Origin of the sequence: Streptomyces pristinaespiralis (assembly GCF_001278075.1) — a bacterium.
Classification (GTDB): Bacteria; Actinomycetota; Actinomycetes; order Streptomycetales; family Streptomycetaceae; genus Streptomyces; species Streptomyces pristinaespiralis.
Window position 1 is genome coordinate 6,417,811 of sequence record NZ_CP011340.1, and the last position, 11,848, is coordinate 6,429,658.

The window sequence follows — 11,848 nt, forward strand, 5'->3', positions numbered from 1 at the left end:
GGTCCGCGCACCTGGCCGGGGTGGCTCCAAGGTGCTGTGGTTCCGGGGCGCTGCGGGGCTGCGGCGCCTGCGTTGGGCGTGCCGCCGGGCCTCTACGGGCCGGTGGGCGCCTCCGTCGGCGGGGCTTCCGGGCCTCTTGCCGTGCGGGGTCGCGGTGCCCGAGCCGTAGGCCGTTGCGGGGTGGCACCTGACCCCGGGCCCCTACGGGCCTGCGGGTGACTCCGGCGGCCGGGCTTCCGGGCTTCATGCCATTCGTGGTCGCGGCGCCCGATTCGTAGGCCGTTGCCGGCCCTGGCACCTGGCCGGGGTGGCTCCAAGGTGCTGTGGTTCCGGGGCGCTGCGGGGCTGCGGCGCCTGCGTTGGGCGTGCCGCCGGGCCTCTACGGGCCGGCGGGCGCCTCCGTCGGCGGGGCCTTCGGGCCTCCCGCCGTGCGGGGTCGTGGCGGGAGGCCCGTAGGCCGTTGCGGGCCCGCGGCACCTGATCCCCGGGCCCGCGGGCGCCACGGCGGCAGGGCTTCCGGGCCTCCTGCCATGCAGGGTCGCGGCGCCCGACCCGTAGGCCCTTGCGGGTCCGCGGCACCTGACCGGCCCGGTCCCAAGGTGGGGTTCCGGGGGCGCTGCCGGGGCCGGGCGCCCGCGCTTTTGCGCGGGCCTTCGGGGCACGCGGCGCCTGATCTCCAGGGAGCGGGTCCGTGGCGCCTGCCCCACGGTGCTGCGCTTCCGGGGCGGCGGACCCCCTGGCGGAAAGGGTCAGCAGCGCCACCCGCGGGACGCGGTTCCGGGGGCCCTGCGGGCCGGCGGCGCCTGGCCGCCGGTAGGGGCCGAAGCACGTGCCCCCAGGGCGGTGCAGCCTCGCGGCACCTGGCCCGCAGGACGGTGCAAGCGCAGCAGCGCCACCCGCGGGGCGCGGGCCGGCGGCGCCTGGTCGGCCGGTAGGGGCCGGCACCTGCCCCCAGGGCGCTGCGCTTCCCGGGGGCGCCTGACCCGCTGGCGGAAAGGCGCAGCAGCGCCACCCGCGGGCCGCGGGCCGGCGGCGCCTGGCCCTGGGTGTGGGTCCCGCCCGCCCGGGCCTTGCGCGTGCCTCCGGGCCCGCGGGCCCGGTGCGTACCGGCGGCCGCCGCCCGTCGCGACAGTGACGCGCCGCCCCACTACCAGCCGCGCACGCCCCAACCCCTCCCTTCCGCAAGGCGATACCACTTTCGGGTTCCGCTCGTTGAGATCTGCGGACGCCCCGCCGGGCCCCTCGTCACCGTGAGGTGACACTCCCGCGCCTCGCCGAAGGACCCGCCTCATGAACACCCCGCCCCTCGCGGGAGGAATCACCGGCCCCGACGCCCTGCGCCCCCTGCTCGCGCTCGTGCTCGACGCACTCGGCGAAGGCGCGATCGCCCGCGGCGGCCCCGTCCCCGCCGGCGGGCCGGACGCCGTCGCCGCACTCATGCGCCAGAGTCTCGGGGACGTACTCCCCGAGCACGGCACCGGCGCCGCCACCGCCCTGCGCACCCTCGTCCGCGCCGTCGCCCACGGCGCCGCCGACCCCGCAGACCCCCTGTGCGCCGCGCACCTCCACACGCCGCCCCTCGCACTGGCCGTCGCCGCAGACCTCGCCGCCTCCGCGCTCAACCCGTCCATGGACTCCTGGGACCAGGCACCCGCGGCCTCCGAACTGGAAGCACAGGTCACCCGCGCACTCGCCGCCGAGGTCTATCCCCGGCACACCGCCCCCGACGCGATCGTCACCACCGGCGGCACCGAGTCCAACCAGCTCGCCCTCCTCCTCGCACGCGAGCGCAGCGGCACACCGGTCCAGATCGTCTGCGACGAGAGCGCCCACCACTCCGTCGGCCGCGCCGCCTGGCTCCTCCGGCTGCCCCGCCCGGTCACCGCCCCCCTGAACGACCCCGCCGCACTGGACGACACACTGACCCGCCTCCACGGCCCCGTCCTCGTCGTCGCCACCGCCGGCACCACCGACACCGGCCGCATCGACCCCCTCCCCGCGATCGCCGACACCACCGACCGCCACCGCGCCGAACTGCACATCGACGCCTCCTACGGCGGCCCGCTCCTCTTCAGCGCCGAACGCCGCCACCTCCTCACCGGCCTCGAACGCGCCCACTCCGTCACCCTCGACCTGCACAAACTCGGCTGGCAGCCCGTCGCCGCCGGACTCCTCGCCGTACCCGACACCACCCGCCTCGCACCGCTCGACCACACCGCCGAATACCTCAACGCGGAGGACGACACCGACGCGGGCCTGCCCGACCTCCTCGGCCGCTCCCTGCGTACCACCCGCCGGCCCGACATCCTCAAGATCGCCGTCACCCTCAAAGCACTCGGCCGCACCGGCCTCGCCGCCCTCGTCGACCGCACCTGCGCCGCCGCCCACGACCTCGCGGACCTCGTCGACAAACACCCCCGCCTCGAGCTCTACGAACGGCCCACCCTCTCCACCGTCCTGTTCCGGCCCACCGGCGCGAGCGACGAACAGACCGCGGAGATCCGGCGCACCCTGCTCGTACAGGGCCGCGCCGTCCTCGGCCGGGCCCGCGCCGACGGCCGGCTCTGGCTCAAGGCCACCCTGCTCAACCCCCACACCACCACCGGCGCCCTGCAGACCCTCACCGAACTCGTGGAAGGCAGCACCCCCCGATGACCGCCACACCACCGGCCCAGCAGCCAGACCGCCCCTACGACCTCGTCGGCATCGGCATCGGCCCGTTCAACCTCTCCCTCGCCGCCCTCGCCCACGGCGTCCCCGGCGGACTCGCCACCACCTTCTTCGAACAGCGGCCCACCTTCCGCTGGCACCCCGGACTCCTCATCGAGGGCGCCACCCTCCAGGTCCCGTTCCTCGCCGACCTCGTCACCCTCGCCGACCCCGCCAGCCCCTGGTCGTTCCTCAACTACCTGCGCGCCCGCGACCGGCTCTTCCCCTTCTACTTCGCCGAGCGCTTCCACATCCAGCGCGCCGAATACGACGCCTACTGCCGCTGGGTCGGCGACAACCTCCCCGGCCTGCACTTCGGCCACCAGGCCGACGCCGTCCGCTGGAACACCGAACGCGACCTCTTCGAAGTCGACTTCACCCAGCTCGACGCCGACGGAGAGGCCGAGGCACTCGGCCGCGCCTACACCCGCAACATCGCACTCGGCGTCGGCACCGAGCCCTACGTCCCAGAACCGCTTCGCCCGCTCGCCGACGCGCCCAGCGTGCCCGTCCTCCACTCGGCCGACTACCTGGACCACCGCGAACAGCTCCTCACCGCGGAGCACGTCACCGTCATCGGCTCCGGCCAGTCCGGCGCCGAAGTCTTCCTCGACCTGCTCCGCGCCCGCCCCGCCGGAGCCGAGAAGCTCCACTGGCTCACCCGCACCGAAGCCTTCGCACCCATGGAGTACTCGAAACTCGGCCTCGAACACTTCACCCCCGACTACACCCGCTACTTCCACGCCCTGCAGGAAAAGGTCCGGAGCGAACTGCTGCCCCGCCAATGGCAGCTCCACAAAGGCATCGACGCCGACACCATCGCCGCCATCCACGACGAGCTCTACCGCCGCAGCCTGCACGGCGGCTGGCCCGACGCCGTCCTCACACCCGGCGTCACCGTCCGCACCGCCGGACGCGTCGCCACCACCAAGGTCGAGCTCCACCTCGAACACATCCAGCAAGGCACCCGCTCCCGGCTCACCACCGACGCCGTCGTCCTCGCCACCGGCTACCGCGAACGCCCGCTCACCCAGCTCCTCGCCGGCATCGACCCCTACATCCGCCGCGACCGCGCCGGACGCCCCCTCGTCGACAGCGAGTTCCGCCTCGACCTCGACCCCGCCGTCAGCGGAACCCTCTACGTACAGAACGCCGAACGCCACACCCACGGCGTCGGCGCCCCCGACCTCGGCCTCGCCGCCTGGCGCAGCGCGACCATCCTCAACTCCCTCACCGGCAAAGAGCCCTACCCGCTGCCCCGCCGCACCGCCTTCACCAGCTTCGGCCTCCAACAGCAGGAGGCGCCCGGCATTCCCGGCCAGACGCCCCCGCTCACCCCACTGGAATCACAGCACTGACAGCCCACCGGGAGCCCTAGAACACCGGCACACCGTCCCGCGTCAGTTTCCAGCCCACCGAAGCGAACTCCGCCGGATCCACCGAACCCTTCGCCTGCACCCACGCGATGATCGTGTTCCGGATCTCCTCCGAATTCGCCCACAACTGCTGCGCCGCGGCGATGTGCGGGAAATTGCCGCCCCCGCTCGCCCGGTAGTTGTTGACGGCCAGCACGAACCGCGCAGCCGGGTCGACCGGCGCACCCTCGAAGGACAGCTTCACGATCCGCGAACCCGCCGGCTTCGCGATGTCGACCTCGTACGTCAGACCCGACACCGCGTCGTAGTTGTAGTCCGGCGTCCCGTTCGCGTTCGTCAGCTTCGACGTGTCCACCGGCGACCCCGCCGGAGTCTGCACGTAGTACCGCGCGGAGAACTCCAGGTACTCCTTCAACTGCGCGCCCGTCATCAGCCGCGCCTCGAGGGTGTTCTCGAACGGATACAGCCCCGCCGCGTCCTTGATCGTCACCTCACCCGCCGGGATCGCCGCCGTCCGCGAGAAGCACGACGCCTGCGACAGCACCGGCAGCGCCGCGTACTCGCCGCCCGCCAGCGCCGCCTTCACCGTCTCGGCCTGGACATGGTTGATCAGATCGATGATCGGCTCGTCCTTCCACGGCGCGTCGGCCGTCGACATCACCGCCGTCGACGTGCCGATGACCTGGTTGACGTACGCCACGACCTTCTTGTGCTCGTCACCCAGCAGACCCGTGATCTTCGGATCCTCGGCGACCGTGTTCGAGTTCAGGACCTTCGCCCCGACCCTCTCCACCACCCAGCGGCCCTTCTCCCACACCAGCTCGAAGTCGAACAGCGTCAGCCGCTGCCCCCACTTCAGCGGCTCGGACAGAACCACCCGCTGACCGGTCTCCTTGTTGGTGACGAAGTACTCCGGTATCTCCGTGTGCGCGTGCCCCACCAGAATCGCGTCGATACCGGGCACCTGCTCGGCCACCAGACCCGCCGCGTTCTCGACGTACGGCAGCTGGTCCCCGTACGAGGACGTACCGCTGGAACCCGAATGCGCCGAGACGACCACCACGTCCGCACCCATGGAACGCAGCTTCGGCACCCACTTCGCCGCCTGCTCCTCCAGACCGGGGAAGACCATCTTCCCGCTCACGTTCTGCTTGTCCCAGATCGCGATACCGGGATTCGTCAGACCGAGAACGGCCACCCGCACATCACGCCCGTGCGGCGTGCGCAGCCGGTGCATGCTGTACGGCGGGAACGCGGGCCGCAGCGTCTTCGCGTCCAGCGCGTTCGCACCCAGCAGCGGGAAGTCGCACTGCTCCTCGAACTTGCGCAGCACCGGGATGCCGTAGTTGAACTCGTGGTTGCCGAGCGCCGCGGCGTCGTAGCCGATGGCGTTCATCGCCTGCGCCATCGGATGCACCGGACCGCGCTCGGCCGTGATCGGGTCGACCTTGGCGTAGTAGTACGACAACTGGGTGCCCTGGATCGTGTCACCCGCGTCGATCAGAAGGGTGTTGTGCCGGCCCTTCTCCTCACGGATCCGGTTCACCAGCGTCGAGATCTTCGCCAGGCCCACGTCGTTGTGCGCCTTGTCGTCGAACTCCTTGTCCGTGAAATAGTCCCAGTTGAATACATTCCCGTGCAGATCGGTCGTACCCAGCACGGTGAACGCATACCGCTTCCGCGGACGTCCGTGCCCATGGTCCTCGCCCCGCTCATCGGCCACCGCGGGCGCGGCAGCGGCACCCGCGACAGCGACACCCACCCCGGCGGCGGCCGACCGCTCCAGGAACGTCCTACGGTTCAGCGGCATTTCGTCTCCCTCGATCACACAAGCACAACGCGCGTAGATTCTGGCCTACACGCCACCCCCGCAACACCCCTGCCAGGTTGCGATCCGATGACCGAACGGGGCCCGGCCCGCCGTCCGGTCCGACTGCCGGACCCGCATGCCCACCCACTGTCCGACTCGGATGCGAGAGTGGGACCACCAGCCACCGCGCGAGGGAGCGACCCCATGGCCGACGCCACCACCCCCACTCCCACCGCCCCGTACGCCACCCCCGAACAACCCCGGGTCGCCGTACGCGGCGAAGCACGCATCGAATTCGACCCCGAGATCGCCCGCATCGGCATCACCATCAGCGCCCGCGGAAAAGACCGCCGCACCGCCCTCGAAGACCTCACCCGCCGCAACGCCGCCGCACTCGACCTCGTCAAGTCCTACGGCCCAGCCGTCGAAAAACTCGAGACCGGCGCATTCTCCGTCACACCACAACTCACCCAGCACGGCCGCAGCGAACGCATCCACGCCTACCACGGCCGCGTCCACATCACCGCCGTACTGCACGACTTCACCGCCCTCGGCGAGCTCACCACCCGACTCGCCGACCTCGAACTCACCCACGTCAACGGACCCTGGTGGTCACTGCGCCCCGACTCACCCGCCCACGGCGAAGCCCGCCGCCAAGCCGTACGCGAAGCCGTCCAGCGCGCCCGCGAATACGCCGAAGCCATCGGCGGCCGGCTCTCCGCCCTCGTCGAACTCGCCGACATCGGAGCGGAAGCCCCCGCCCCCTCCTACGGCAGGCCGGCCCCACCCGGCGCCGTCCGCGGCTTCGCCGGCGCCGCCGGCGCGGAGGCGGCACCCGCCCTCGACCTCGAACCCCAGCGCCAGACCGTCTACGCCCAGGTGAACGCGCGCTTCACGATGACACCGCCGCAATTGTGAGCCGAGGCCGCCCCATGCTCATCCGAGCACCCCTGCGCACAATTCAACACTTGTCAATAGCCCTTCATGCAAAGGTTGTTGAGTAGTCACGCACGCCCAATTCTCTACCGACCGGTAAGCCATAGGCTCGAAACATGCGCCGAGCAAAAATCGTCTGCACCCTGGGCCCCGCAACCGACACGTACGAGCAGATCAAGGCACTCGTCGACGCCGGAATGGACATCGCCCGCTTCAACCTCAGCCACGGCACCTACGCCGACCACGAGGAGCGCTACCACCACGTACGAAAGGCCTCCGACGAAACCGGCCGCAGCATCGGCATCCTCGCGGACCTTCAAGGCCCGAAGATCCGCCTCGGCCGCTTCCGCGAAGGACCCGTACTGCTTGAACGCGGCGACACGTTCACCATCACCACCGAGGACATCGAGGGCGACCGCCACACCTGCGGCACCACCTATCAGGGACTCGCCTCCGACGTCACCCGCGGCGAACGCATCCTCGTCGACGACGGCAAGGTCGCCCTCGAAGTCACCGCCGTCGAAGGCCCCCGGGTCACGACCACCGTCGTCGAAGGCGGCATGGTCTCCGACCACAAGGGCCTCAACCTCCCCGGCGTGGCCGTCTCCGTCCCCGCCCTCTCCGAGAAGGACATCGAAGACCTCCGCTGGGCCCTCGGCATCGGCGCCGACATCATCGCCCTCTCCTTCGTCCGCAACGGCAAGGACATCGACGACGTCCACCGCGTCATGGACGAGGAAGGCCGCCGCCTCCCCGTCATCGCCAAGGTCGAAAAACCCCAGGCGGTCGAGAACATCGACGACATCGTCGCCGCATTCGACGGAATCATGGTCGCCCGCGGCGACCTCGGCGTCGAAATGCCCCTCGAACACGTACCGATCGTGCAGAAGCGGGCCATCAAGCTCGCCAAACGCAACGCCAAGCCGGTCATCGTCGCCACCCAGATGCTCGACTCGATGATCGACAACTCCCGCCCCACCCGCGCCGAAGCCTCCGACGTCGCCAACGCCGTCATCGACGGCACGGACGCGGTGATGCTCTCCGGCGAGACGAGCGTCGGCAAATACCCGGTCGAAACCGTCCGCACCATGGCCCGCATCGTCATCGCCGCAGAAGAGGACGTCCTCGCCAAGGGCCTCCCCCCGCTGACCGACCGGAACAAGCCCCGCACCCAGGGCGGCGCCGTGGCCCGCGCGGCCGCCGAGATCGGCGACTTCCTCGGCGCGAAGTTCCTCGTCGCCTTCACCCAGTCCGGCGACACGGTCAAGCGCCTCTCCCGCTACCGCTCGCCGATCCCCCTCCTCGCCTTCACCCCCGACCCGGCGACCCGCTCCCAACTCAACCTCACGTGGGGCGTCGAGACCTTCCTCGGCCCGCACGTCGATTCCACCGACGCGATGGTCGCCCAGGTCGACGAGGAACTGCTGCGCATCGGCCGCTGCGAGCGGGGCGACATCGTGGTCATCACGGCCGGCTCCCCGCCGGGCGTCGCGGGCTCGACCAACCTGGTCCGCGTGCACCGCATCGGCGAGAGCCTCTAGCGGCGGGGGACGCTCAGTACTTCGGCCCGACGTGCGCGTCCATGAGCGCGACGGACGCGCGTCGGGCGACGGAAATGTTGTACGGGCTGCCGTTGCGGGTGCAGTGCGTCCACTCGACTCCGAGCTTGTCGAGCGTGTCGGTGAAGAGCTGCCGGATGTCGTCGGAGACGTTGGTGAAGAAGTACCGGGGGTACTCGTAGCGCTTGCGCTCGCCATTGACGACCCGGGTGGTCCAGTTCATGTTCCGGCAGCCGTCGGAATGGACGAGCCCCCGGACGAAATCCCACGGGTGAGCGTCGACGATCTCCTGTTGCCAGGGTTCGAGGGCGATCTTGCGCTCGTGCTTCCTGCCGGGGCCGTGCTGGGGGAACAGGCACCACAGGTGCTTCGAGTAGAGCTTCACTTCGTGGCTCCCCCTGCGCTGCACCCGGCACACCGCGTTGTCGCGGAAGACGGTTCGCATGGTGCTCTCGCAGGCGTCCATGAGTCCTGGCCATGAGTCGTCGCAGAAGATCGACAGGCTCGGGGTCCTCATGGACCGGTTCTGAATGATGTGACCGTCACCGAGATAGAGCCCGAGAAGATAGGCGTAAGCCGACCACTCCAGGACCTCGTCGCATCGAGGGCACCTCGAACGGTGCGCTCCGGGGCACTCGCCCCGCTCGGCGCGGTCCATGTGCTTCCAGTAGCTGATCGTGCCGCTCGGGACATCGAGTATGCGAGCCACATGGGCGTTCTTGGCACCGGTCCGGAGGAGGGCGATCGCCCGGTGCCGTGTTTCCGGCGGGTGAAAGGGCATGGGGATACATTCAGGCACTCACAACCACTCTGAGCAGCGAAAAGCGGATATTCACGAGAAGGTGAACATCCGCTTCGGTGCCCGGTGTGGGATTCGAACCCACATGCCCTAAGGCACGGCATTTTGAGTGCCGCGAGTCTGACCAGTTCCTCCAACCGGGCAGGCTGGGAGCTGCAAGGGAGTGTACCGGGTCCGCGCTGCCCGTCGCCGCTCGGTAGGCTCTTGTGGAGCACCCTGTCTTGAAACGAGGAGCCCCGTGACCGCCCCCGAGTCGCCCCAGCCCATCGCCGATGACGACGACAAGTCGCACGTCCCGCCCCTGACGACGCGTGTCGTCATCGCCGAGGACGAGGCGCTCATCCGGCTCGATCTCAAAGAGATGCTCGAGGAGGAGGGGTACTCCGTCGTCGGTGAGGCCGGCGACGGGCAGCGGGCCGTGGAGCTGGCACGGGAGCACCGGCCGGATCTGGTGATCCTCGACGTGAAGATGCCCGTGCTCGACGGGATCTCCGCGGCGGAGAAGATCGCCGAGGAGTCCATCGCGCCGGTCCTGATGCTCACCGCGTTCTCGCAGCGCGACCTCGTGGAGCGGGCGCGGGACGCCGGCGCCATGGCGTATCTGGTGAAGCCGTTCAGCAAGAGCGACGTCGTGCCCGCGATCGAGATGGCGGTGTCGCGGTTCACCGAGCTCAAGGCGCTCGAGCAGGAGGTCGCGGACCTTTCGCAGCGGCTCGAGACGCGCAAGCTGGTGGATCGGGCGAAGAGCATTCTGCAGACGCAGTACGGGCTGACGGAGCCGGCGGCGTTCCGGTGGATCCAGAAGACGTCGATGGACCGCCGGCTGTCGATGCAGCAGGTGGCGGAGGCGGTCATCGAGGACGCCGAGGAGAAGAAGGCCGCGAAGGGGCAGTAGTCGGCGGCAGGGCGCTCAGCGGTCCGGACGGCGGGCCGAGCGGGCGGCGGGCGTCCGGACGCGGACAAGTGGGTGGAATCGCGGCGGGCCCCCGGTCACTTGGTGACCGGGGGCCCGCCGCTGTTCTTGGGGATGTTGTGAAGGACGTTTTCGATTCGGCGGCGCGGCGGGCCGTCGCGCGCTACGGTGACGCGACCCGGCCGAAGGGGGTGCTGTGCGGTGAGACGGAGGTGCTCTGTGCGGGGTGTGGGCGAGGCTCGGCGGGGGCATGTTCCGGCCAGTTCTTCTCTCCGCGGCCGGAGGGAACGTCGCAGTTCAGAGCGTTGGCGGGGTCTGCGGAAATGTGGTCGTGAAGATCATGTGCGAGTTTGTCGGGTACTTGCGGATCACTGCTGACATGTCCGGTCGCCGGTAAGGAGTGTTCTGTTTCCGGCGCATGACTCAGGTCACAGGGCGATCACACATCTTCCGGTCACCTATCCGTGTGCCCGAACGCGCGATTACATTCCCCGCACACCGCACGGACAAGCGGTGTCCTGTGAGGGGATGCCAACTTCCCCCGCTGACAAGATCGTTCGCGCGGCTCCAAGGGGTTCGTAGTGCTGAACAAGACCATCGTCAAACTGGCTATACCGCTGGCCGTGGGTGCTCTGGCCCTGACCGGGTGCGGCAGCGACTCCGGTAGCGGTGACGGCGCCGTGAAGATCGCTTTCCAGGGTCCGCTCTCCGGCGACAACGTCGCGCTGGGCGAGAACATGCAGAACGGCGTGAAGCTGGCCATCGACCAGGCCAACGCCAAGGGCGACCTCGACTTCAAGATCGAGTACGTCGCCGGTGACGACCAGGGTCTGCCGGACAAGGCCACGGCCACCGCGCAGAAGATCATCGACGACCCGGGTGTCGTCGCCGTGGTGGGCCCCGCCTTCTCCGGGCCGACCAACACCTCTTCGCCGCTGTACGCGGAGTCCGGTCTGGTGACGGTTTCCCCGTCCGCGACCAACCCGCTGCTGACGGACAAGGAGAACGGGTTCACCAGCTTCCTGCGCGGTGTCCCCAACGACAACATGCAGGGCGCCGGCATGGCGACCTACTACGCCAAGAAGCTGCAGGCGAAGAAGGTCTACCTGGTCGACGACAAGACCGACTACGGCGTGGGCCTGGCGACTGTCGCCGAGAAGGGTCTGAAGGACGCCGGTATCGAGGTCGTCAAGAAGTCCGTCCCGCAGAAGACGCCGGACTACTCCGCGACCGCGAAGGACGTCGTCAACTCCAAGGCCGACGCGCTGATCTACGCCGGTTACTACCAGGACGCGGCTCCGTTCGCGAAGAAGCTGAAGGACGCCGGCTACAAGGGCGCGGCGATCTCCGGTGACGGTACGAACGACATGAAGTTCGTCGAGCTCGCGGGTGACGCCTCCGAGAACTGGTTCCTCACCTGCCCCTGCACCGACGCCACCGTCGAGGCGGGCACGAAGAAGTTCGCCGAGGACTACCAGAAGGAGTTCGGCCGCGCGCCGGGCACGTACTCCGCCGAGGCGTACGACATCGCCAACATGATCATCGCCGAGGTCAAGAAGGCGGGTGCGGACGTCGAGCGTGAGGCTCTGCGTGACGCGCTGGCGAAGGCCTCCTACAAGGGCCTGACGAAGACCTTCTCCTTCGGTGAGAACGGTGAGTTCAAGGGCACCGACGTCTACCTGTACCAGGTCAAGGGCGGCAAGATCGGGTACCAGGGCAACATCAACGAGCTGGCCGGCTGACGCT

General features: G+C 69.6%; 8 protein-coding genes and 1 tRNA gene. 6 read left to right on the forward strand and 3 right to left on the reverse strand.

Annotation, left to right across the window (positions count from 1 at the left end; genetic code table 11):
- Positions 1-1,290 precede the first annotated feature (1,290 nt).
- Both SPRI_RS27375 and SPRI_RS27380 read left to right on the forward strand, forming a co-directional pair.
- Positions 1,291-2,655 (forward strand): pyridoxal phosphate-dependent decarboxylase family protein, encoded by a 1,365-nt coding sequence (locus SPRI_RS27375; protein WP_053557426.1) that lies wholly within the window; start codon positions 1,291-1,293, stop codon positions 2,653-2,655.
- The gene (locus tag SPRI_RS27380; RefSeq protein WP_053557427.1) at positions 2,652-4,067 is read left to right on the forward strand and encodes a lysine N(6)-hydroxylase/L-ornithine N(5)-oxygenase family protein; all 1,416 of its coding nucleotides are present in this window, start codon (positions 2,652-2,654) and stop codon (positions 4,065-4,067) included. The genes SPRI_RS27375 and SPRI_RS27380 overlap by 4 nt, the downstream gene beginning before the upstream one ends.
- A gap of 16 nt (positions 4,068-4,083) precedes the next feature.
- Here SPRI_RS27380 and SPRI_RS27385 read toward each other — a convergent pair whose 3' ends face one another.
- Complete coding sequence (locus SPRI_RS27385; RefSeq protein ID WP_005318851.1) at positions 4,084-5,895, reverse strand: bifunctional metallophosphatase/5'-nucleotidase; 1,812 nt, start codon at positions 5,893-5,895, stop codon at positions 4,084-4,086.
- 204 nt (positions 5,896-6,099) lie between these two features.
- Here SPRI_RS27385 and SPRI_RS27390 point away from each other — a divergent pair, with 204 nt between their 5' ends.
- Both SPRI_RS27390 and pyk read left to right on the forward strand, forming a co-directional pair.
- On the forward strand, positions 6,100-6,813 hold the full coding sequence (locus SPRI_RS27390; protein WP_005318853.1) for an SIMPL domain-containing protein: 714 nt from the start codon (positions 6,100-6,102) through the stop codon (positions 6,811-6,813).
- 134 nt (positions 6,814-6,947) lie between these two features.
- Positions 6,948-8,372: a pyruvate kinase gene (gene pyk, locus SPRI_RS27395; RefSeq protein ID WP_005318855.1), complete on the forward strand. Its 1,425-nt coding sequence runs from the start codon at positions 6,948-6,950 to the stop codon at positions 8,370-8,372.
- 13 nt (positions 8,373-8,385) lie between these two features.
- Here pyk and SPRI_RS27400 read toward each other — a convergent pair whose 3' ends face one another.
- Positions 8,386-9,171 carry a hypothetical protein gene (locus SPRI_RS27400; RefSeq protein WP_037774965.1) on the reverse strand — a complete coding sequence of 262 codons (786 nt, stop codon included), beginning with the start codon at positions 9,169-9,171 and terminating at the stop codon, positions 8,386-8,388.
- Positions 9,172-9,249: 78 nt separating this feature from the next.
- A tRNA-Leu gene (locus SPRI_RS27405) sits at positions 9,250-9,332 on the reverse strand.
- Between the two features lie 95 nt (positions 9,333-9,427).
- Between SPRI_RS27405 and SPRI_RS27410 the strand changes: the two genes are divergently transcribed.
- Together SPRI_RS27410 and SPRI_RS27415 are read left to right on the forward strand one after the other, a co-directional pair.
- Positions 9,428-10,084 (forward strand): ANTAR domain-containing response regulator, encoded by a 657-nt coding sequence (locus SPRI_RS27410; protein WP_005318858.1) that lies wholly within the window; start codon positions 9,428-9,430, stop codon positions 10,082-10,084.
- Positions 10,085-10,683: 599 nt separating this feature from the next.
- Positions 10,684-11,844, forward strand: coding sequence for a branched-chain amino acid ABC transporter substrate-binding protein (locus SPRI_RS27415; RefSeq protein ID WP_005318862.1), 1,161 nt, complete (start codon positions 10,684-10,686; stop codon positions 11,842-11,844).
- The last annotated feature ends 4 nt before the right edge of the window (positions 11,845-11,848 follow it).